Source organism: Gammaproteobacteria bacterium (assembly GCA_040183005.1).
Taxonomy (GTDB): Bacteria; Pseudomonadota; Gammaproteobacteria.
The window spans coordinates 390,740-410,875 of sequence record JAMPIW010000002.1 but is presented as its reverse complement, the minus strand read 5'-3'; the positions used below and the strand labels follow the sequence as shown (position 1 = coordinate 410,875).

25 protein-coding genes and 1 pseudogene are annotated in these 20,136 nt (G+C 55.7%); 23 read left to right on the top strand and 3 right to left on the bottom strand.

The window, feature by feature from the left end; translation table 11 throughout:
• Positions 1-6: 6 nt before the first annotated feature.
• On the bottom strand, positions 7-477 hold the full coding sequence (locus M3A44_03570; GenBank protein ID MEQ6340737.1) for a DNA starvation/stationary phase protection protein: 471 nt from the start codon (positions 475-477) through the stop codon (positions 7-9).
• Between the two features lie 204 nt (positions 478-681).
• On the opposite strand from M3A44_03570, the gene rpmH reads away from it, so the two are divergent.
• The 7 genes from rpmH (at position 682) to M3A44_03535 (ending at position 6,257) form a co-directional block, all read left to right on the top strand.
• Entirely contained in the window at positions 682-816 is a 135-nt protein-coding gene (gene rpmH, locus M3A44_03565; protein MEQ6340736.1) for a 50S ribosomal protein L34, read from the top strand.
• Between the two features lie 26 nt (positions 817-842).
• Positions 843-1,247: a ribonuclease P protein component gene (rnpA, locus tag M3A44_03560; protein ID MEQ6340735.1), complete on the top strand. Its 405-nt coding sequence runs from the start codon at positions 843-845 to the stop codon at positions 1,245-1,247.
• On the top strand, positions 1,232-1,462 hold the full coding sequence (gene yidD / locus M3A44_03555) for a membrane protein insertion efficiency factor YidD (protein ID MEQ6340734.1): 231 nt from the start codon (positions 1,232-1,234) through the stop codon (positions 1,460-1,462). Before rnpA ends, yidD begins: the two co-directional genes overlap by 16 nt.
• Positions 1,462-3,135 (top strand): membrane protein insertase YidC, encoded by a 1,674-nt coding sequence (gene yidC, locus M3A44_03550; protein MEQ6340733.1) that lies wholly within the window; start codon positions 1,462-1,464, stop codon positions 3,133-3,135. The genes yidD and yidC overlap by 1 nt, the downstream gene beginning before the upstream one ends.
• A gap of 48 nt (positions 3,136-3,183) precedes the next feature.
• Complete coding sequence (gene mnmE / locus M3A44_03545; protein ID MEQ6340732.1) at positions 3,184-4,548, top strand: tRNA uridine-5-carboxymethylaminomethyl(34) synthesis GTPase MnmE; 1,365 nt, start codon at positions 3,184-3,186, stop codon at positions 4,546-4,548.
• A gap of 176 nt (positions 4,549-4,724) precedes the next feature.
• Positions 4,725-5,009, top strand: coding sequence for a type II toxin-antitoxin system HigB family toxin (locus tag M3A44_03540; GenBank protein ID MEQ6340731.1), 285 nt, complete (start codon positions 4,725-4,727; stop codon positions 5,007-5,009).
• 39 nt (positions 5,010-5,048) lie between these two features.
• Positions 5,049-6,257, top strand: a complete 1,209-nt coding sequence (locus M3A44_03535; protein ID MEQ6340730.1) for an ImmA/IrrE family metallo-endopeptidase — start codon at positions 5,049-5,051, stop codon at positions 6,255-6,257.
• 84 nt (positions 6,258-6,341) lie between these two features.
• Here M3A44_03535 and nhaR read toward each other — a convergent pair whose 3' ends face one another.
• Positions 6,342-7,241, bottom strand: a complete 900-nt coding sequence (gene nhaR / locus M3A44_03530) for a transcriptional activator NhaR (GenBank protein ID MEQ6340729.1) — start codon at positions 7,239-7,241, stop codon at positions 6,342-6,344.
• Between the two features lie 195 nt (positions 7,242-7,436).
• On the opposite strand from nhaR, the gene M3A44_03525 reads away from it, so the two are divergent.
• The 11 genes and pseudogenes from M3A44_03525 to M3A44_03475 all read left to right on the top strand — a co-directional run bounded on the left by M3A44_03525 (position 7,437) and on the right by M3A44_03475 (position 16,319).
• Entirely contained in the window at positions 7,437-7,769 is a 333-nt protein-coding gene (locus tag M3A44_03525) for a hypothetical protein (GenBank protein ID MEQ6340728.1), read from the top strand.
• A 10-nt stretch (positions 7,770-7,779) separates the two neighbouring features.
• Positions 7,780-8,781 (top strand): S8 family serine peptidase, encoded by a 1,002-nt coding sequence (locus M3A44_03520; protein MEQ6340727.1) that lies wholly within the window; start codon positions 7,780-7,782, stop codon positions 8,779-8,781.
• A gap of 1,101 nt (positions 8,782-9,882) precedes the next feature.
• On the top strand, positions 9,883-10,242 hold the full coding sequence (locus M3A44_03515) for an HPF/RaiA family ribosome-associated protein (GenBank protein ID MEQ6340726.1): 360 nt from the start codon (positions 9,883-9,885) through the stop codon (positions 10,240-10,242).
• A 54-nt stretch (positions 10,243-10,296) separates the two neighbouring features.
• Complete coding sequence (locus M3A44_03510; GenBank protein ID MEQ6340725.1) at positions 10,297-10,965, top strand: Bax inhibitor-1/YccA family protein; 669 nt, start codon at positions 10,297-10,299, stop codon at positions 10,963-10,965.
• A 46-nt stretch (positions 10,966-11,011) separates the two neighbouring features.
• On the top strand, positions 11,012-11,266 hold the full coding sequence (locus M3A44_03505; protein ID MEQ6340724.1) for a hypothetical protein: 255 nt from the start codon (positions 11,012-11,014) through the stop codon (positions 11,264-11,266).
• A gap of 77 nt (positions 11,267-11,343) precedes the next feature.
• Positions 11,344-12,123: a class I SAM-dependent methyltransferase gene (locus M3A44_03500; protein MEQ6340723.1), complete on the top strand. Its 780-nt coding sequence runs from the start codon at positions 11,344-11,346 to the stop codon at positions 12,121-12,123.
• A gap of 47 nt (positions 12,124-12,170) precedes the next feature.
• Entirely contained in the window at positions 12,171-12,608 is a 438-nt protein-coding gene (locus M3A44_03495) for a DUF3592 domain-containing protein (GenBank protein ID MEQ6340722.1), read from the top strand.
• Positions 12,609-12,845: 237 nt separating this feature from the next.
• Positions 12,846-12,986: pseudogene (locus tag M3A44_03490) on the top strand (tRNA uridine-5-carboxymethylaminomethyl(34) synthesis GTPase MnmE).
• A gap of 228 nt (positions 12,987-13,214) precedes the next feature.
• On the top strand, positions 13,215-14,807 hold the full coding sequence (locus M3A44_03485; GenBank protein ID MEQ6340721.1) for a methyl-accepting chemotaxis protein: 1,593 nt from the start codon (positions 13,215-13,217) through the stop codon (positions 14,805-14,807).
• Between the two features lie 46 nt (positions 14,808-14,853).
• Entirely contained in the window at positions 14,854-15,879 is a 1,026-nt protein-coding gene (locus tag M3A44_03480; protein MEQ6340720.1) for an OprO/OprP family phosphate-selective porin, read from the top strand.
• Between the two features lie 17 nt (positions 15,880-15,896).
• Entirely contained in the window at positions 15,897-16,319 is a 423-nt protein-coding gene (locus M3A44_03475; protein MEQ6340719.1) for a substrate-binding domain-containing protein, read from the top strand.
• 44 nt (positions 16,320-16,363) lie between these two features.
• Here M3A44_03475 and M3A44_03470 read toward each other — a convergent pair whose 3' ends face one another.
• A complete protein-coding gene (locus tag M3A44_03470) occupies positions 16,364-16,663 on the bottom strand; it encodes a hypothetical protein (protein MEQ6340718.1) in 300 nt (99 codons plus the stop codon).
• Positions 16,664-16,828: 165 nt separating this feature from the next.
• On the opposite strand from M3A44_03470, the gene rpsP reads away from it, so the two are divergent.
• The 5 genes from rpsP (at position 16,829) to M3A44_03445 (ending at position 20,135) form a co-directional block, all read left to right on the top strand.
• Complete coding sequence (gene rpsP, locus M3A44_03465; protein ID MEQ6340717.1) at positions 16,829-17,071, top strand: 30S ribosomal protein S16; 243 nt, start codon at positions 16,829-16,831, stop codon at positions 17,069-17,071.
• Positions 17,072-17,129: 58 nt separating this feature from the next.
• On the top strand, positions 17,130-17,657 hold the full coding sequence (gene rimM / locus M3A44_03460) for a ribosome maturation factor RimM (GenBank protein ID MEQ6340716.1): 528 nt from the start codon (positions 17,130-17,132) through the stop codon (positions 17,655-17,657).
• 3 nt (positions 17,658-17,660) lie between these two features.
• Positions 17,661-18,404, top strand: coding sequence for a tRNA (guanosine(37)-N1)-methyltransferase TrmD (trmD, locus tag M3A44_03455; GenBank protein ID MEQ6340715.1), 744 nt, complete (start codon positions 17,661-17,663; stop codon positions 18,402-18,404).
• Between the two features lie 62 nt (positions 18,405-18,466).
• Complete coding sequence (gene rplS / locus M3A44_03450) at positions 18,467-18,808, top strand: 50S ribosomal protein L19 (GenBank protein MEQ6340714.1); 342 nt, start codon at positions 18,467-18,469, stop codon at positions 18,806-18,808.
• A gap of 208 nt (positions 18,809-19,016) precedes the next feature.
• The gene (locus M3A44_03445) at positions 19,017-20,135 is read left to right on the top strand and encodes a hypothetical protein (GenBank protein ID MEQ6340713.1); all 1,119 of its coding nucleotides are present in this window, start codon (positions 19,017-19,019) and stop codon (positions 20,133-20,135) included.
• Position 20,136: the final 1 nt, after the last annotated feature.

Below are 20,136 nucleotides of genomic sequence, written 5' to 3'. Positions count from 1 at the left end.
GGAGATTTAATTCTCGATCAGGCTGCGCAGCATCCACGCGGTTTTTTCATGCACCTGCATGCGCTGGGTGAGCAGGTCTGCGGTAGGCTGGTCGTTGGCTTTCTCGACCGCCGGGAAGATGGAGCGCGCGGTACGTGTCACGGCTTCCTGTCCTTCCACCAGCAGCTTGATCATCTCCTCGGCCTTGGGCACGCCGGTGGTCTCGGGGATGGAGCTTAATTGCACAAATTCGGAATAGGTGCCGGGTGCCGGGAAGCCCAAGGCGCGGATGCGTTCCGCAATCAGGTCAACAGCGAGCGCCTGTTCGTTGTATTGCGCCTCGAACATCAGGTGCAGTGTCTGGAACATCGGTCCGGTCACATTCCAGTGGAAGTTGTGGGTCTTGAGGTAAAGCGTATAGGTATCCGCCAGCAATCGTGACAGTCCATCCACAATCTCCGCGCGGTCTTTCTTCGAAATGCCTATGTCAATTTTCATGGGATTATCTCCTTTCTCTTTGAATTTGAAAATTATTTTCCCGTCATATGCGAATATTGCATAACCCGTTACTGATGTAAAGGACGTTGTTTTGGTTGACATGACCTGCCTGATCTGGGTATCTTATCCGGCTTTATGTTTGGTTGTCGCCACGTGCGGCGCCGTTCCATCCATTTGTTGTCGTTCAAAATATCGGATAAAGCTATGAAAAGAACATTTCAACCTAGCGTTATCAAGCGCAAGCGTACCCACGGATTTCGCGCACGTATGAGCACCCCGGGCGGCCGTCAGGTTATCAAGCGCCGTCGCGCCAAGGGCAGGACGCGCCTGTCAGCCTGACCGGCGACCCCGCCGCTTTGAGCTCGATGCTGGGCCCCGCTCTGGTTTTCGTTGTTGATTCCAAACAGGGGTCGGCTTCCGAGAAGCGTTTCGGCAGGTGTTGCCGACTCACCAGCCCCAGCGAATACAAGCTGGTTTTTGATGGGCAATATAAGTCGTCGGGCGGTGTCTTGGCCGTGCGGGCGCGGAAAAATGGTTGCGATTCCGCTCGCCTAGGTCTGGTGATATCGAAAAAAAGCGTGAAAGCCGCAGTGGGCCGGAATCGCATCAAGCGCTTGACGCGGGAGAGTTTCCGCCAGCACCAGGCCCGTCTTGCGGGCTTGGATGTGGTGGTGATGAGCCGCGCGGGTGCGGCGGATGTGCCCAACAGCAAAATATTCGCGATCCTGAGCAGGCATTGGGAAGCCCTCGAACGATGGAAAAAATCCTGACATTCATGATACGGGGCTACCGTTATCTGCTGAGCCCGTTCCTGGGTAACAACTGCCGTTTTTACCCAAGCTGTTCCTGTTACGCCGAGACGGCAATAAAAAACCACGGTGCATTGACCGGCTCCTGGATGGCGTTGCGCCGAATAGCGCGCTGTCATCCATGGCATCCGGGCGGCATTGATCCCGTACCTGAAAAAACGGATAAAAAGGCCTGATGGATAACTACAGAATTCTCCTGTTTGCAGCTTTGTCAGTTGTCATCCTGCTGCTCTGGCAGGCATGGCAGCAAGACTTTGGCGCGCCGCAAACGCCCACCGTTGTCGCAACCGGCCCCGGCGCCACTCCTGCCGTTCCTTCTGCTTCCCCGGCAGCAACAACTTCCACCGCTCCTGCACTAACCCCCGGAGCGCCAGCCGCAACCGTAGCGCCTGCTGTCCAGGCGGCTGCGCTGAAATCGGCGCAGCGCGTCCACGTCAAAACCGACGTGCTCGACGTGTATATTGATACCATCGGTGGTGATTTGCGCCAGGCGGATCTGCTCACCTACCCTGTTAAAGTGGATAAGCCGAACGAACCAGTGCGGTTGCTCACCGATGCGCAGGCGGATTTGTTTATTGCCCAGTCAGGCTTGTTATCGAGCCGTGCGGCCCCTGATTATCAGGCGCAGTTCAGCGCGGAGCAGACCGAGTACACACTGGGCGCCAGTGGTGCCAGCGAGATCAAGGTTCCGTTGGCCTGGACAGGGCCGGATGGCGTAGCCGTCACCAAAACCTATACCTTTAAGCGTGGCAGTTATGTCGTCGATGTCGAGCAGGCCGTGAACAACGCCTCGACGACAGAGTGGAAGGGGCGGCAGTACCGCCAGTTCCAGCGCCGGGATTCCTCCGATGGCGGCATGTCGCTGATTTATACCTACACCGGCGGTGTCATCTACAGCGAAGCAAAGAAATACGAAAAGATCCAGTTCGATGATATGGCGGCGGAGAACCTGAGCCGTGACATCCCCGGCGGCTGGGCGGCGATGATCCAGCACTATTTTCTTGGCGCCTGGATACCCAAAGCGGGCGAGGCGAATCACTATTACAGCCAGGCGCTGGATGACAAGCGCTATGTGCTCGGCATGGCGTCTCCCGAGATGGTCGTCGCACCCGGACAGAGCGGCAGTTTCAGCAGCCGCCTCTTCATTGGCCCGAAGTTGCAGGATACGCTGGAAAAGGTGGCACCTGGACTGGAGTTGACAGTCGATTACGGCATGTTGACGGTGATCGCAAAACCACTGTTCTGGCTGCTGGAGTGGCTGCATAAGATGGTGGGCAATTGGGGTTGGTCCATCGTGCTGGTGACCTTGATGATCAAGCTGGTGTTTTTCAAACTGTCGGAAACCAGTTACCGCTCTATGGCGAATATGCGTCGTCTGCAACCCAAGATGACCGCGCTCAAGGAACGTCATGGCGAAGACCGCCAGAAGTTCAGCCAGGCGATGATGGAGCTGTACAAAAAGGAAAAAGTGAATCCCATGGGTGGCTGCCTGCCCATCCTGGTGCAGATCCCGGTATTTATCGCACTTTACTGGATGTTGCTGGAAAGCGTGGAATTGCGCCAGGCACCGTTTATTCTGTGGATACAGGATCTTTCCACGCGCGATCCTTTCTACGTGTTGCCGCTGCTGATGGGTGCAACGATGTTTATCCAGCAAAAACTCAATCCGCCGCCGCCAGATCCGGTGATGGCAAAGATGATGAAGTTTTTGCCCTTTATATTCACGCCGTTTTTCGCTTTCTTCCCAGCGGGGCTAGTGCTGTACTGGGTGGTCAATAACGTGTTGTCGATTGCACAGCAGTGGTATATTACGCGCCGTATCGAACAACAGAGTGCGAAGGCTGCATGATAACGGCATGGACATCCTGCCAGGTTGTCCATTGCCCTGATTGAAGAAATGACCGCACCCACCGAAACTATCGTCGCGCTGGCCACGCCGCCGGGACGGGGTGGCGTGGGCATCGTGCGCGTGTCGGGACCGCTGGCATCAAGTATCGCCCACGGCGTGCTTGGATGTGTCCCGCCGCCGCGCCGTGCTGAATATCTGCCATTTCGTGATACCGATGGCGCGGTGATCGACACCGGCATCGCGCTATTTTTTTCCTCTCCTCATTCCTTTACCGGCGAAGATATCCTGGAGCTACAGGGCCATGGCGGCCCAGTGGTGCTGGATCTCCTGATAAAGCGCGCCATAGCACTAGGTGCGCGCCTGGCGCGCCCTGGCGAATTCTCCGAACGTGCCTTCCTGAACGACAAGCTCGATCTGGTACAGGCCGAGGCCATCGCCGATTTGATCGAAAGCGGCACCGAGCAGGCGGCGCGGGCCGCCACGCGGTCGTTGCAAGGCGAATTTTCTTTACACATCAATAGTCTGATCGAGCAGTTGATCGAACTGCGCATCTATGTGGAATCCGCCATCGACTTTCCCGAAGAGGAGATAGATTTTCTTTCCACGGGCAATGTTGGCGTGCGATTAAAAGGGATTATCGAAAACCTGCGTGGTGTCCTGGGATCTGCGCATCAAGGGCGTCTGCTGCGCGAAGGCATGACAGTGGTAATCGCCGGACGCCCCAACGCCGGCAAATCCAGCTTGCTCAACCGCCTTGCCTGTAGGGATGCGGCCATCGTCACCGACATCCCCGGTACCACCCGCGATGTGTTGCGTGAACACATCAACATCGACGGCCTGCCGCTGCACATCATCGACACCGCAGGTCTGCGCGATAGTACTGATCCCGTGGAGCAGCAAGGCATACAGCGCGCCTGGGGCGAGATTGCGCGCGCCGACCGCGTACTGTTGATGATGGATGACGGGGCAGCATTGGACGACGGGCAGAGCGATGAGCTGCGGAGCATCGTCGAAAAACTACCGACAGGACTGCCCATGACAGTGGTGCGCAACAAGATCGATGTGACGGGGCGCGCGCCGGGCGTCCGCGAGGGAGGCTTGGGTCCCGAAGTGGCGCTTTCCGCAAAGACAGGCGCGGGGATAGAGGCGCTACGCCAGCACCTGAAAGAATCCATGGGATACAGCAGCGCCGGTGAAGGCGGTTTCATGGCGCGCCGCCGCCACGTCGACGCCTTACAGCGCGCCCATCAGAGCCTGGAAAATGCAGATCATCAGTTTGAGCGTCACCGTGCGGGCGAATTGCTTGCCGAAGACCTGCGCCAGGCGCAGCAGATCTTGTCGGAAATCACCGGCGAATTTACTTCAGATGATCTGCTCGGAAGGATATTTGCGAGTTTTTGTATCGGGAAGTAGGCTGCAAACAATGCGTCTACCCTGTTGGACTTTGAAATCTCCCCCCGCACTGGTCTGCGATACCCATTTCGACAACTTGATGGCCCATCACTTCTATACGCAGGGAAGTGCTAGCCCTTGATTATTCCCATTTTGGGAACTATAATTTATCTTATCCATGGGAAAGATAAACCTTCATGCGCATTCTGGGATTGCCGCAACTCGAAGCGTTCAAGAAAAAACACGCAGATATTCGCGGGCCGTTGGACGCATGGCGCAAAGAGGTGGAGCGGGAGATTTGGCATTCAACCCAAGACATCAAAAAGCGGTATCCCAGCGCGGATTTTCTGGCTGAAAACCGCGTGATTTTTAACATTAAAGGCAATTCGTACCGATTGGTTGTCAAGGTGCGCTACCAAGGCGGAATGGTCTTGGTCGAATGGGTGGGAACCCATGCCGAATACGACAAAAAGAAATTTTAAGCTGTCTCAATATGGGCTTGGCTTAGGAGAGAAATGGCGATGAACATTAAAGTCATTAAGTCCAACGAGGACTACACGCAAGCAATGGCGCGGCTTTCCGCTCTGATGACGCTCGACCCTGAAGCTGGCTCCAAGAAAGATAATGAGCTGGAGTTGCTGGCGTTGGTGATCGAAGATTACGAGCGCAAAATCGTGCCACCTGCAGTGCCTGCCCCGGTGGATGCCATTCTGTTCCGCATGGACCAAATGAAACTCAGCCGCAAGGAACTGGAGCAATACATTGGTTCCACTTCTAAAGTCTCGGAGGTGCTGTCGCGCAAACGTCCATTGTCCCTTCCCATGATCCGGCGCCTACACCAAGGACTCGGTATTCCCGCCGATGTGCTCATAGGGTGTGAGGGTAATGAGATCGCCCTTGGTAACGCACCAGAGTTGGACTACAGCAAGCTTCCTCTCAAGGAGATGCTAGACAGAGGGTGCTTTGGCGACTTCAAAGGCAACGCGCAACGACTAAAGGACTATGCCGAGGATGAGTTTCTCAAATTCATGCACGACCTGTTGCCAAAACAGGCAGAGCCTGCGTTCCTGCGTGCACCGCTGCACCAGCGTGGCGTGCGCGGGGCTGACGGTAATGCCCTTCTCGCCTGGCGCCTGTGTGTGCTGAAAAAGTCCCGTGCAATGCCGGTTTCCCGCGAATACAAGAAAGGCATCGTCACGACCAAATGGATGAAGTCTCTCGCGAGTCTATCCGTCTTCGAAGATGGGCCAAGGCTTGCGCGCGAACAGCTAGGCATGGCGGGCATTACCTTGGTCACCGAGCCCCATTTCAAAGGAACTTATCTTGACGGTGCGGCCATGCTCGATGATGGGTGCCCCATTGTCGCGCTGACGCTACGCCACGACCGGCTGGATAATTTCTGGTTCGTGCTCATGCATGAGCTCGCCCACGTCGCCAAGCACCTGGACGCAGCGAATCCAGTGTTCACGGATGACTTGGAAAGTTCCGGCGAACAAGACCGCAAAGAGCGCGAGGCAGACGACATGGCTCAGGAAGTTTTGATCCCCCAGGCAGTTTGGGAAAAGTCAGCAGCCCGCACCAGTCACCTTGCAAAGGATGCCATTGCCCTGGCGGAAAAACTCAGCATTCATCCGGCCATCGTTGCCGGCCGTGTCCGGCATGAGACCAAGAATTACCGCATCCTGGCCAAGCTGCTCGGCCATGGTCTGGTCAGCCGCCACTTTGCCTAGCAGCCGAGGGTGGACACATCTTTCTGTGTCCACGCGGACAAAATCAACACGTGATCCTGTCGGCTGCATTTCATTCGTCCCATTTCAAGGGTTTGCAAACAACTCCTGGCGCGCCGCCTCGGTGACAGCAACTACGGCCGGATGAGTCAGTCGACGCTCCACTGAAATGGCGTAGAACCGTTCGATGATTTCATCGGTCCGGCCGATGGCCTCGACGCCATATTGGCGCCGCACCTCGTCGGCGATCACGGATGGCGCGATGAAGATACCGATGCCGGATTGTCCGAAGGCTTTCATCAAGGCGCTGTCGTCGAATTCGCCCACGATGCGCGGTTGAATCTGTCGCTCGCCAAACCAGCGCATGAGCCTTCCCCGGACGATGGTATTTTCGCCGGGCACCAGCATGGGTGCGCCTTGCAAGCTGTGCGGAAAGTCGCTGCCGTATAAGGCGGCGAGTTTGGATGTGGCGAAGAAGGTGATGCCGCATTCGCCGAGCTTGTGGCTGTATCCCTTCACGTCCATCTCTGAAGGCATCGGGCTGTCGGCAATTACCAGATCGAGACGCTGAATCGCCAGTTCCGCCATCAATCGCTCCAGCTTGTCTTCCCGGCAGACGATGCGCAGTGGCTCGGAGAGCGCCATCGCGGGGGCGAGTAGACGGTAGGCGATGGATTTGGGTACCACGTCGGCAATGCCAACCCGAAACAGCGTGTGGCGATCCCCGGGCTGGGTGCGCAGCATTTCCTCCAACCTCCCTCCCGTCTGGAAAATCTCTTCGGCGTAGGAGAGCGCGAGCCGGCCGGTCTCCGTGAGTTTCAGGCGCCGTCCGGCCCGCTGGAACAGTTCAACGCCCAGTGTTTCTTCCAGCAAGCCGATCTGGCCGCTGATGGTTTGCGGCGTAAGGTTCAATTGTTCGCAAGCGCGGACGATGCTGCCCGTCTTGGCGACGGCCCAGAAGTAGTGCAACTGTTTGTAATTAAGCATGGCGGCACCTCAATAGTTCGTTAATCCCGAATAATATAAAAGAATAACACTGCTTTTCTTGGTGATGGTGGGCACCTATCCTGAATGTGTAGGATTCCCTCACCACCCCCGAGGGGGTATGAGAGGATCCACTATCGCTTCACGCCGAGGCGGTAAATCTTCACGAAACCTCAATTGTCGAAGGGAATGATAATCATGAGCATGAAATCTTTTTTGTTGATGGGATGTCTTGGTGTCGCTGCTGTGCAGACTTCTGCCGCATGGTCCATTACGCTGCCACCACACGCTGCCGCAAAGGTGCCTGCCGCAGTTGTTCAGAAACTTGAAACAGGAACGCCCCAGGAGGTAATCGTATTATTTGATGACGCCGGTATTCAAAAAGAAGTTGCCGCCATGCGGGAGGCGGCTGGCTTGACCTCTGATGACGAAACGCTGCTTTCTTTTAAGAAAAAAGGCTTCGACACTACAAAATCAAGAGTATTTTCCAAATTGAAGCGCACCGAAGTGGGGGGTCGTTATCGACTATAGCCATCTGCCGATGGCGTTCGTCAAGATCAAGGATGGGCAGGCGCTCCAGCGATTTTTAAGTGATCCCGACGTCGTGGCGGTCTATGAAAATGTAGCCCATGAAGCGACTCTCCCGCAGAGTTTGGCATTGATCAATCAGCCCATTGCTCAATCGTTCGGCAAGACCGGCCGGGGTACGATGGTAGCCGTTCTGGACACGGGCCTTGACTGGACTCAACCTGGCTTTGATGGGGTAACCCCTGGCTGGGGATGCAGCGCAGTGGGGGGCAGTTGCAAGGTGCGCGTTGCCATTGACTTTGCGCCTAACGATGGCGTGCGTGATGATTTCAGTATGCACGGTACAAATGTCGCCGGCATCGTGGCGGGTGTCGCCCCTCAGACATACTTTGCGGCGCTTGATGTGTTCTCGGGCTCGACGGCGCAGGCTGCTCATGTACTGGCAGCGATCAACTGGGTGGTGCAAAACGCACGCCCTCACAATATTGTCGCCATGAATCTCAGCTTTGGTGGCAATGTTGGACACAGCGCCGAGTGCAGCAGCTCCTATATTGCCTCCGCATTTCAGAATGCCCGGAGTGCCGGGGTAATACCGGTGGTTGCATCAGGCAATAATGGATTTCTCAGTGGAATCTCCGAGCCGGCGTGCGCACCGGGTGCGGTGCGGGTGGGGGCGGTTTACGACAGCAATTTTGGCTCATACTCAGGAAGCTGCTCGGATGCCACCACGGCGGCAGACAAGGTGACATGCTTTTCAAACAGCGCATCTTTTCTGACGCTGCTGGCGCCTGGGGCTATGATTACTGCCGCAGGAGTTACCAAGGGCGGCACCTCTCAGGCGGCACCGCATGTTGCAGGGGCCGTCGCGGTGTTGAGGGCGTCTAATGGATTTCCGGGGGACACGCTGGATAATACGGTGGGTCGTATGGTCAATAGCGGTGTGCAGGTAAGGGATCACAGGAATGGCATAATCAAGCCCCGCCTCAATCTTGGCAGGGCGCTGGGCCTCAATTAGGGTATGGCAGGCAACCCCCTGGCGGAGAGGTTTATCCGCCAGGATCCGTTTAGCAGTGGACAAGCTAAAGAGGACCATCTGCTGGAGGTATGGTATTAACGTTTGTCCGGATTAGGGTATTGATGGTGGTGCCTCTAAAAAAGCTGGGTCCGAGTCCGGAAGGCCCGCCAATATCGGGCATTGCCGGGCCAGGATTGTGTACTGCCTGGTCAGGGAGCATTGGGAAACCTTTCCCCCAGCAGAAAGGCTCTTCTGCGGCGCACCTAAATTCAGGAGTTACAGCAGGAATGGTCATGTTGTTAATGCCCCCCTCCGCGTGTGTCTGTCCGGCAGAAAAAAACAGCAGCAGGAGCGCAGTCCCACAGGTTGTGTTTCGCAGATTCATTTTGATCCTCCTCATTGATTGCTCCCAAGGTCATCGTACTCTTGCCCAGCAAGGTCTGGCCGCCAAAGTCCGTTTAGCAGTGGACACGCGAAAAAACACCATCTGCTGGAGGTATGGTATTAACGTTTGTCCGGATTAGGGTATTGATGGTGGGGCCTCTAAAAAAGCTGGGTCCGAGTTCTTCGGGTATTGCCGGGCCAGGATCGGGTAATTCCCAGTGACGCCATCCGATGCAGCCATTCCTCGCGTCGCACAAAAATTCAGAATTTTCAGGAGTTACAGCAGGAGCGGCTATGTTGTTAATACCCCCCTCCGCGCGTGTCTGTCCGGCAGAAAAAAACAGCAGCAGGAGCGCAGTACCGCAGATTGTGTTTCGCAGATTCATTTTGATCCTCCTCGAGATTTGCCACGCCTCGATTTTGGTTTTCGGGTAATCAAGTTCGAAAATATCAGGTTTTTGCTCCAATGAGAAGCAAAATAATCCGTTCTTTATAGAGAATACTGGCCGCGATATTTATGTAACGGCGCGATTTTTCGAATCTTTAAGAGGTAGTGAGTTCAACAAGGTAATTAAGCATGGCGGTACCTCAATAGTTCGTTAATCCCGAATGATATAGCAAAATAATACTGCTTTTCTTGGTGATAATGGACGCCTATGCTGAATGCGTAGGGTTCACTCACCACCCCCGAGGGGGTATTTCAGAAGGCGGACTTATATGCAAATCAATATTTATGCGCATGGATTTACCACCACCGAAGCCCTGCGCGAGCATGTCACGAGGCGCTTGCATCATGCGTTGGGGGGCTGTGCTGACCAAATCTCCCAGGCCAGGGTGCGCCTGTCGGATGTCAACGGCCCGCGCGGCGGTGCAGACAAGTGCTGCCAAATCCAGGTGCGCTTGGCGCACCTGGCCGATGTGGTCATCGAGAATACTGAAGCCGATCTCTATGTCGCCATCGACCGTGCGGCGGAACGGGTCGGCAGGACAGCGGCGCGCCACATTGCCCGCCAACGACGGCCGGTTCGTATGTCGTCGCGTCAGGAACCCGCCTCCGACTCGCTGGTGGAATGTTGAGTCCACAGCGGAGCCAATCATTCAACTCTCATTTAGAGGTAATGCCCCATGAACATGAATTCGCAAATAACGTCCCTTGGCCGTGCCCAGACATCGGTTCTGGAAACCAATAAGGTCATACGCAACACCTATATGCTGTTATCAATGACGCTGGCATTCAGCGCTCTCACAGCGGGCGCGTCGATGGCGCTGAATTTGCCCCATCCTGGCCTGATTGTCACCTTGATCGGCTATTTTGGGTTGCTCTTCCTCACCGCCAAATTCAAAAACAGCAGTCTGGGCCTGGGGTTCGTCTTCGCTCTCACCGGCTTTATGGGTTACACCCTCGGGCCTATCCTCAGTAGCTATCTCAGTCTGCCCAATGGCGGTCAGATCGTGATGACCGCGATGGGCGCGACTGCAGCCGTTTTCCTCGGTCTTTCCGGCTATGCCGTGACCAGCCGCAAGGATTTCAGTTTCATGGGCGGCTTTCTCATGGTCGGCATCCTGGTGGCCTTCCTTGCCGGCCTCGGCGCAATATTCTTTGAGCTGCCCGCCCTGTCGCTGGCCGTCTCCGCCATGTTCGTGCTGCTCATGGCGGGGCTGATCCTGTATGAGACCAGCAATATCATCCACGGCGGCGAGACCAATTACATCATGGCCACAGTGACGCTGTTCGTCGCCATCTTCAACCTCTTTACCAGCCTGCTGCACCTTCTGGGCTTTGCCAACAATGGCGAGTAATGGCGTGATTCAATCGAGTCTGAATTCAATGAAAGCGGCAGGGACCATGGCACGTATGAGAGTCGTTGTGATCGCGCTGGCGGTCGTCGGCCTGGCGGGTTGTGAACAGGCTGAACAGTCTGCCCAAAGGGTGTTGGGCAAGGCCGAGCAATCGGCACAGGGGGTGATCGACCAGGCCAAGCAGGCCGCTGGCAATCTGCTCGGCGCGTCGGGTGAAGATCAGGGCAAGGAGGCTAAGGAGAAATCCAAGGATACGGGCGAAGAGCATGAGCGAAAATCCGCCGAAGGCAAGGACGAATGACGCGACTGAGTTTCGCAGAGGCGGGCGCGTCTGCGCTGTCCCTCGTCCCTATTCGTAACCGCAGGAGAAAGTAGGCAATGATTTTGAACAAACAAGAACCATGTTCGATTCCATCAGCAACTCCGTTAGACTCCGCATGGAATTGGAACCTGGCTGTCATTGATGCGCAGAACTGGGTAAAAGACATTTTTGTCAAACCTCGCGTCACTCGCTACCCGGTCAAATTGCTGCGTTACTGGTTTATGTACAATTTGCTCCGAGAGGAGCGAACCCGGCTTGGGCGGCCGTTGCGCGTGTGCGAGATTGGCGTTGACCGAGGGCAAATGCTGCGCTTCACGCGAGATGCCGGGTTTGCCGATATTGAGTCCTGGGTGGCGGTGGATTGCAGGCTGCAACCCGAATTGCGCGAGTCTGGCTATACCAGGCAGATCGAGGCTAATGTTGATCTGCCCGATTTTTTCCTGGATGAAAAATACGACGTGATCATCGTGCTCCACCTTCTGGAACATCTCTTTGAGCCGGAACAATTGACCCATCGGCTGTCTGCCGCGCTAGCGCCCGGCGGGGTCATGATCGGTGGTTTTCCTGTTACGCCAAAGTGGGCGGCATCCTATTGGCAGAAGAGAATCCGTCGTACCGCGCCAAAGTTTGGTCACGTTAGCGTATTCTCACCGCGACGCGTGGAAAACATGGCGAACAGCTCCGGACTCCGCCTTGATTTTATTTCTGGCGCTTTCCTTATTCGGAAAACCGGGTCATTTATTGAGAATTCCAAGATATGGCTACGGCTTAATTTGCTCTTTGGCGCTCTTTTCCCCGCGCTGGGCGGCGAAATCTACTGGCGAATGCGTAAGTGAATCATTCTGGCGTATCATTAGTGCTTTGATGTAAGGCTGGAAGTCCGATGTGGAACCCCTATGTAATCATTCTTGGCCTCTTTGTCGCTGCCGGTTTTGTCGTCACCCTCTGGGGTTTGAGGATTATCGCCAAGGGTCGGAGAACGTTGCGTTGGCCCTCCACCGAAGGCAGTATCGAGGAGTCCAGGCTCGCCTCGGATACCGACGATCTGTTTCCGCATATCCTGTTCAGCTACAAGGTGGGCGCCCAAACTTACCGGCGAGAACTTGGGTTTCCAGGCGGGACTAACCCGACGCCGGAATTCGCTGCGAGTTATGTCAAGAAATTTCCCGTAGGCGAGAGAGTCCGGGTCTTTTACGATCCCGAACGACCGGATCAGGCCACACTTGAGCCCGGCCTGGTGCAGGGTGACTGGATGATACTCACATTAGGTATCTCAGCCACGATTTTTGGGATTTTATTACTGGTGTTTGGTCATAGCTGAGGCTTCGCGTAGGTTGATGGGCGCGTCATTATTATGTCACCGCGAACAAATGAGGGATGAAGGAAGTGGCGTGGTAATGGAAAGCCTGCTATGAGCGAAATGCTCGAATGGACATGAGCCGATGATGCGTTGCCACCGAACAATTGCGTGCATCCTGTGTGTTCACTGCACAACGCGCGCCCCTCATGTAATCGACTGACGTCGGCCCAGTCCGGGGCGGGCAGTTTCATGGCCCGCCAGCTCGAACATCGTCATGCCGGCGATCTACTCGCCGAAGACCTGTGCCAGGCGCAATACATCCTCTCCGAAATCACTGGCGAGTTTACCTCCGATGACTTGCTGGGGAGAATTTTCTCCAGTTTTTACATAGACAAATAGGCCCCCGTCTACTGTCACATAGTCAAGCCCTGCAAGAGCTGCTTGCCAACGGTGGCGGCTCTCCATTGTTACCATTCCTCTTATTTCCCCGCCTGAAGCCCTATCTTTGCCAGCTTTTCGAAACTTTTTTGATAAAACTGCTAAACCTTTTTAGAAGCCATCCGCTACAGGCGGCATGAGACTCAAAAGAATAATGGCAAATGCCCACTATATAGGGATGAATGCAGCATGAACATCAAGCAAAAAATATGGTCGTTGCCGGTTGTCGCCGTGCTGATCTTTGCGGTTGGCATCGCGGTCAATTACGTGTTTTCTTCGTCAACTTCTGCGTTGCTGGATCGGGTCCGCAATGTCGATTATCCGTTACTGGGTAATACGCAACAGCTCATTGCCGATTTCAAAGGTATCCAGGAAAACCTGAAGAACGCAGTGACGGCCAACGACAAGAAGGGATTGGAGTTGGCAGGGGAGAAGGCAGCCAGTTTCAGGAATAATCTTGGCGAACTGACCAAGATTCCTGGAACGAAGGAAAGTGCGGAAAAGATCGGTAAGGAGTTTGACGAGTATTACCAGGCTGCCGGTGACACCGCCTCCATCATGCTGGGTGTAAAAAGCGGCGATATTAGCGCATCCGCAGCCAAGATGCAGCCGACCCTGGAGGCCTTGAATACCACGCTCAGCTCATCCAAGGAACATGCAGCCAAGGAATTTGCGGCGGGATTTGCCGGGATAGAAAGTAATGTGCAGCGCGGGCTAATGGCCAGTATCGCTGTCGCGGTAGTGATCATTCTTGGTTTGGGACTGATCTCCTTTTTTGTCATTACTTCCATCACTACCAGCCTGAAAGAAATTCTAAGCCGCGTTGAGGATATCGCTAGCGGTGACGCCGACCTCACCAAGCAGGTGAACATCGCGAGCACCGATGAATTAGGCCAGCTTGCAAGCTTGATCAACAAGTTCATCGGTAATCTGCATGGCGTGATGTCGCGCGTGGCAACGATCTCGAAGGATGTGCGGAATTCCTCAAGAGAGCTTTCAACAGTCACCTCAGGTTTGTCTCAAGGAGGGCAGATGCAGGCCGATCAGGTGACGCGTATCGCCCGCGCCATGGAGGAGGTATCGGCGACAATTACCGAGATGGATAGAAGCAGCGCCAACGCGGCGGACTCCGCCACGGCAACCTATCAGGCCGCAAAAGAGGGCGGATTGGTCATTCAGGACACCATCGACAGCATGCACAAGGTGTCGGATTCCGTGAACGAAGCTGCCCACATGGTGCAAGCGCTGGGAGCGAGTTCCAGCCATATCGGCGAGGTAATCCGCGTGATCCGGGACATCGCCGATCAGACCAATTTGCTGGCGTTAAACGCCGCCATCGAGGCGGCGCGTGCTGGTGAACAGGGGCGTGGCTTCGCAGTGGTGGCCGATGAGGTACGTAATCTGGCGGGCCGCACTTCGCAGGCGACCTTGGAGATTAACCAGATGATCGAGAAGATTCAGGGCGAGGTCGGTGTCACAGTCAACTGCATTTCGTCCGGGAGAGAGGCGGCGTCGATCGGTAAGGAACGGGCAGCCAATGCTCAGTCGGCGCTGGAAAACATTTTGGGCAGTATCAATGGTGTCGGTGGATTGATCCGTGAAATTGCCATGGCGACGGAAAACGTCGCGCATGGCGTACAGGAGATCACCAGCGAAACTGATCAGATTGCCAGTGTCGCGCAAAACAGTTTGGCGCAGACCCGGCACGCCATGCAGCAAAGCGACAAGCTGGATAGCGCTACAGAGCAGTTGGACAAAATGGTAGGTAGTTTCAAACTTTAACGGAAAGGAGAAGGAAATGCAGTCTATTTGCAAAAGGTATTTAGCCGTGGCCATTAGCGGCATCAGCTTGGCTGCTGGAGTTCAATCAGCGCTGGCGGTGGAGATAAATGACAAGCTTTCAATTTACGGGTATGGCCATCAAGCCTATATGCGTACCAACGGCAATGCCTATCTCGAGGCGGACAAGAAGGGTGATTGGGGTTACGGTGCTCTTGCATTGGTGATTGCCGCAACACTTGATGACAAGACCAAGGTCTGGATGCACCTGCATAATACGGCAGAAACGACGCGCATGGACTGGGCCTACATCGACCGCCAGGTGAGCGCCGGTCTTGCGCTGCGTGCTGGCCAGATAAAGATGCCGGTGGGGTTGTATAACGAAATTCGTGACATCAAGTTTCTGCAGCTTGCCACGTTGGCTCCGGCTCTCTATCAGGAAGCCTCAAGAATGACCGATGAGGGCTATCGAGGCCTCGGCTTGACTTATAATCACGCTGTCGGAGCGGGTAGCCTCTCCTGGGATGGTTATACGGGCCAGGTGGTTGATCTTGAGGTTCTTGCAGGAACCGCCAAGGAGAAAATGCGGCGCATGGTTGGCGGGCGCGTTACTTACAATGCTCCGGTGGATGGGCTGCGCTTCATGGCCTCGACTTATGACAGCAGGCTGCAGCAGGGAGGCGGTCTCGAAGGTAGCCGGAGAGTGTGGATATTATCGGCCGACTACAAGGCGAACAATCTTGACATCAAGGCCGAGTATGCGCCGATGAAGTTTTTCGGCATCAAGAGCAAAACCTATTACGCGCAGGCAGGCTATACCCTTGCCGAGAAGTGGACGCCCTTCGCCCGCTACGACTATGTTACGACCGACAGCACGCAGAGCGACGATCCTTCTTACTACCAAAAGACCGCTACCATTGGCGTAGGCTACAAGTTTAGCGACAACGTCGGTTTCCGCCTGGAAGACCACTTCAATCGTGGCTATGCCCTGCCTGTAGTTACCGGCGAAACCGTTGCGGGTGCTGGCAAGAACAACTGGAATATGTTGGTGGCCAGCATTAACTTCATATTTTAAGGCGGGAGAAAAAGAAGATGAAAGTGATTTTGCGTAGCATTTTGGCGGCGGGTATAGGCGCCATGATGGCCCTGCCTGCCTGGGCCGGAGATGTGGTGGTGATCGTCAACAAGGGCAACACCAATGCCGTGGACAAGGCATTTGTCGTGAAGGTTTATACGGGCGAGGCGAAAGCCTGGTCGGACGGCGGCCCGATATTTTCCGTCGATCAGGGAGAGAGCAACCCGGTCCGCGCGGATTTTTCCAGCAACGTGCTCGGTAAGAGTGTTTCCAACATGAAGGCGCTGTGGGCGCAGAACATCTTTGCCGGCAAGGCGCTGCCACCCAAGGTCGTCGACCAGGATGCCGAGGTCAAGAAGGTGGTCAGCACCAACAAAAATGCCATAGGCTACATCAGCGCATCCAGCGTGGACGACACCGTGAAAGTTGTCGTGAAGTAACCACCGCCGCGGAGCGCCGCCCGCTTGCGGCCTTCGCGGCTTTTTTAGAAATCATCCTCAATCATCGCTTTGAGCGCGGCAAGCCTGTTTCGCTCCTGTGGCGTCAGGTATTTCATCTGATAGATCTCAACCGCGCCTGGCGTGGCGAGGATTTTGCCGAATTGCTGTATCCAGGTGTCCAGTTGCGCATCCCGGTATTGATAGTCCCCAAAGGGAAAGGGTGCCCAGCCCTCGCCATCGCGCCCGGCGAATTCTTCGGGAGTCATTTCGATGGGGAATATTTCCTTGGCGCGTTCTTCCAGTTCGAGCGGGGCTAAGGGGCGCTGCGTCTTGTTTTCGGGCATGATTCTGGTCTTTGGTGTGGTGGTAAAGTTGACTGTAAAGCGTAACATATCCCAGGCAATGAAATTGCCGCTTCCCTTTTTTGGTGATTCGCGTAAAATACCCGGTTTTATTCCGCCTGCGCGTTGTGCGGGTTTTTCAGGTTTGATTCAAAGGAAGCAGACACAATGGTAACCATTCGTTTGGCACGTGGCGGCGCGAAAAAACGCCCTTTTTACCACATCGTCGTGACCGATTCGCGCAATCCGCGTGATGGCCGCTATATCGAGCGCGTAGGGTTTTTCAATCCCGTTGCGACTGGCGGCGAAGTGCGCTTGAACGTAAACAATGAGCGGGTGAATTACTGGGTATCCAAAGGTGCTCAGCCCTCCGAGCGTGTTGCTTCGCTGGTCAAGCAGCAGGCCGCCTGATAAGGCAGGGTCAGCGGGAGGTGCATGCGCCCGCTTACCGCCCTCGGCGCATCCATAGATGAGCACCCTGAATGGCGCAAGTGACAATCCCTCTGATTTGGTTGTAGTTGGGCGGATTTCCGGAATTTTCGGGGTGCGCGGCTGGGTCAAGGTGTATTCGTACACCCATCCGCTGGAAAATATTTTGGTCTATAACCCCTGGCAGGTACGCCTGGGAGAAGAATGGAAGCCCATGAGCTTGCTGGGCGGTCGCCCTCATGGCAAAGGCATCGTCGCGCAGCTTGAGGGTTTCAGCGATCCCGAATCCGCCAGGACCCTGTTGGGTGCGGATATCGCGGTGTGCCGGGATCAGTTGCCGTCACCTCGCTCCGGACAGTATTACTGGAGGGATTTGGTGGGCTTGGCTGTCGAGACGCTCGACGGCGTCGCGCTGGGCACGGTGGATCATCTGTTGGAAACCGGCGCGAATGACGTGCTGGTGGTCATGGGTGAGCGGGAGCGTCTGATTCCCTATATTGACCAGGTGGTGGTTGAGGTCGATTTGCATGAGAAACGCATGCGTGTCGATTGGGATCCTGAGTTCTAGCGGATGCGTGTCGATGTTGTCACCTTGTTCCCGCCCATGTTCGAGGGGTTCACCCAGCATGGCGTGACAGGCAGGGCGGTACAGCGGGGCGTGTTGCAGCTAGGGCTGTGGAACCCGCGCGATTACACCCATGATCGTCATCGCACGGTTGATGCCCGATCTTATGGCGGCGGCCCCGGCATGGTGATGATGGCGCAGCCAATGCGCGATGCCATCCGTGCGGCGCGCGCTGCCGACGTGGAGCCGGTCCGGGTGATTTATCTCTCGCCGCAGGGACGGCGCCTGGATCAGGCTGGTGTGCATGAGCTGGCCGCGCGATCCCGGCTGGTGCTGGTGGCGGGGCGTTACGAAGGGATTGACGAGCGGGTGCTACTGACCGAGATCGACGAGGAATGGTCGATTGGCGACTATGTGCTCAGCGGTGGTGAATTGGCGGCGATGGTGGTTATCGATGCCGTGGCTCGATTGCAGGCCGGCGTGCTGGGGCATGAAGATTCCGCGCAGCAGGATTCGTTTGCCGAAGGACTACTGGATTATCCGCACTATACCCGGCCTGAAGAGGTTGACGGGATGAGGGTGCCAGAGGTGCTGATGAGCGGCGATCATAAGGCGATCCACCGTTGGCGGTGCAAGCAGGCGCTGGGGCGGACATGGCTAAGACGGCCGGACATGCTGGAGGATTTGACACTGGATGCGGCACAGCGTGAGTTGCTGAGTGAATTCCAGAGAGAATACAAGAAGTTGTAGGACAGGCGCATAACCGGCTTGACTCAATGAAGCTAAGATTTAACTGATTGGAGCGACAAACTATGAACATTATTCAACAAATCGAAGCCGAGCAGATGACTCGTGTGTTGCCTGCTTTTAACCCAGGCGATACAGTGACGGTGCAGGTGAAGGTTAAGGAAGGCAATCGTGAGCGTTTGCAGGCATTTGAAGGCGTTGTCATCGCCAAGAGCAGCCGTGGCTTGAATTCATCCTTTACCGTGCGCAAGGTTTCGCATGGTGAGGGCGTGGAGCGTGTTTTCCAGACCCATAGCCCGGGCATTGAGTCTGTTTCGGTCAAACGCCGTGGCGCCGTGCGCCGCGCCAAGCTTTACTACCTGCGCGATCTGAAAGGCAAGGCTGCGCGCATTAAAGAAAAGCTGTAATATCGTTTTCCTTCATTCCTCTTTGGCAATCAAGGGGAATGAAGGAAATGCCGACGGGCATTTTCTAGTAGTAAATTCCAAGCGGGGTGAGCGCGTTGTGATGAGAGACGGACGTTGCAACAAGCATCGCCGGTTTCCCTTTGCGCGCGCTATCTTCCGCTTTATGTTTTCCTTTTCTCGCTTTTTCCCTCAGACGAATAACTCCCGCGTGGTTCTTGGCCTGGCCCTGTGGCTGATGCTGTTTGCCATGCCCATGGCGCATGCCGATCAATTTGAAGAATTAACCACGCTGGCAGGGCAAAGCGCTACGGCCGGTCTCGCGATGCATCTGATAGATGTGCATCAGCCTGCTGCCTCATCAACCCCCTCTGATTGGGCGCAATGGGAACGGGTACGGATAGCCATCCTTCAGCAGCAGAGAGATTGGGAAACGGTAGCGCAACGGGTGGGTGCCTTGCCGCAAAATATGCCGCAAGAGTTTGTCCGATGGGCGCTTGCGCAGGGCGTGGCTGCGCATCTTGATCTGGGCCATGGTGCGGCGGCGCGCGAGTTGCTGTTGCGCTTGCTGTGGACGCCCGGTGAAGCTGGGGAAAGCCGCCCGTTCGCACAGTGGCGCGTGATGGTGATTCGCAGCTATATCATGGATGGCCTTAAGGACGATGCGTATACCGCGATGCTGCGTTATCAGCAGGATTATGGCGATACAGACGCGCAAACCCAGTTGCTGCGCGCGCAGGTGATGCTGGTCTCCGGACGCGCCGCCGAGGCTATTCAATCGTTGTTGACTGTGGCGGGGCCGGAGGCTTCCACATTGCGTTTGCTGGCGCGCCTGCGTAGTGGCGATAACCCGGAAGGCATCATGCGCGAGACGGAGGGTGCGCTGGCTGATGATAAGCTAGCCGCCCCGATCAAGGCCAGGCTATGGGCCACGCAGGCCGAGGCGGCGCAGCGCAGCGGTGATTGTGCCCGCCAGGTGCGCGCGCTGGAGCAGGTGCTGTCTTTGGATCAAGGCGCATTGGCGAAAGACGGTCTGTTTACCATCACCGCTGATACGGTATGGGACGCCTATCGGAGCTGCGCGCGTGCGGTGGGAAATCGTGAGCGATTATTAATGGGTGAATTCGAGCCGTGGTTTGCTGCTGCGCTGTACTTGATGGCCACGCAGCCAGCCGAGGCGCGCGCGGTCTTCGCAATACTGGCGCAGGAGGGTGATACGCTGGAGCTTCGCCTGCGAGCGCATCGGCAGCTTATCAAGTTGCTGGCTAAAGACAAGCAAGGTGAGGAGCTGGTGCGTCGGTTATACCGTGATCCAGGGCGTTTTTCCTAGC

Coding starts and splice junctions, on each gene's coding strand:
- M3A44_03570 (MEQ6340737.1), bottom strand. CDS start 477: ATGAAAATTGACATAGGCATTTCGAAGAAAGACCGCGCGGAGATTGTG.
- rpmH (MEQ6340736.1), top strand. CDS start 682: ATGAAAAGAACATTTCAACCTAGCGTTATCAAGCGCAAGCGTACCCAC.
- rnpA (MEQ6340735.1), top strand. CDS start 843: ATGCTGGGCCCCGCTCTGGTTTTCGTTGTTGATTCCAAACAGGGGTCG.
- yidD (MEQ6340734.1), top strand. CDS start 1,232: ATGGAAAAAATCCTGACATTCATGATACGGGGCTACCGTTATCTGCTG.
- yidC (MEQ6340733.1), top strand. CDS start 1,462: ATGGATAACTACAGAATTCTCCTGTTTGCAGCTTTGTCAGTTGTCATC.
- mnmE (MEQ6340732.1), top strand. CDS start 3,184: ATGACCGCACCCACCGAAACTATCGTCGCGCTGGCCACGCCGCCGGGA.
- M3A44_03540 (MEQ6340731.1), top strand. CDS start 4,725: ATGCGCATTCTGGGATTGCCGCAACTCGAAGCGTTCAAGAAAAAACAC.
- M3A44_03535 (MEQ6340730.1), top strand. CDS start 5,049: ATGAACATTAAAGTCATTAAGTCCAACGAGGACTACACGCAAGCAATG.
- nhaR (MEQ6340729.1), bottom strand. CDS start 7,241: ATGCTTAATTACAAACAGTTGCACTACTTCTGGGCCGTCGCCAAGACG.
- M3A44_03525 (MEQ6340728.1), top strand. CDS start 7,437: ATGAGCATGAAATCTTTTTTGTTGATGGGATGTCTTGGTGTCGCTGCT.
- M3A44_03520 (MEQ6340727.1), top strand. CDS start 7,780: ATGGCGTTCGTCAAGATCAAGGATGGGCAGGCGCTCCAGCGATTTTTA.
- M3A44_03515 (MEQ6340726.1), top strand. CDS start 9,883: ATGCAAATCAATATTTATGCGCATGGATTTACCACCACCGAAGCCCTG.
- M3A44_03510 (MEQ6340725.1), top strand. CDS start 10,297: ATGAATTCGCAAATAACGTCCCTTGGCCGTGCCCAGACATCGGTTCTG.
- M3A44_03505 (MEQ6340724.1), top strand. CDS start 11,012: ATGGCACGTATGAGAGTCGTTGTGATCGCGCTGGCGGTCGTCGGCCTG.
- M3A44_03500 (MEQ6340723.1), top strand. CDS start 11,344: ATGATTTTGAACAAACAAGAACCATGTTCGATTCCATCAGCAACTCCG.
- M3A44_03495 (MEQ6340722.1), top strand. CDS start 12,171: ATGTGGAACCCCTATGTAATCATTCTTGGCCTCTTTGTCGCTGCCGGT.
- M3A44_03485 (MEQ6340721.1), top strand. CDS start 13,215: ATGAACATCAAGCAAAAAATATGGTCGTTGCCGGTTGTCGCCGTGCTG.
- M3A44_03475 (MEQ6340719.1), top strand. CDS start 15,897: ATGAAAGTGATTTTGCGTAGCATTTTGGCGGCGGGTATAGGCGCCATG.
- M3A44_03470 (MEQ6340718.1), bottom strand. CDS start 16,663: ATGCCCGAAAACAAGACGCAGCGCCCCTTAGCCCCGCTCGAACTGGAA.
- rpsP (MEQ6340717.1), top strand. CDS start 16,829: ATGGTAACCATTCGTTTGGCACGTGGCGGCGCGAAAAAACGCCCTTTT.
- rimM (MEQ6340716.1), top strand. CDS start 17,130: ATGAGCACCCTGAATGGCGCAAGTGACAATCCCTCTGATTTGGTTGTA.
- trmD (MEQ6340715.1), top strand. CDS start 17,661: ATGCGTGTCGATGTTGTCACCTTGTTCCCGCCCATGTTCGAGGGGTTC.
- rplS (MEQ6340714.1), top strand. CDS start 18,467: ATGAACATTATTCAACAAATCGAAGCCGAGCAGATGACTCGTGTGTTG.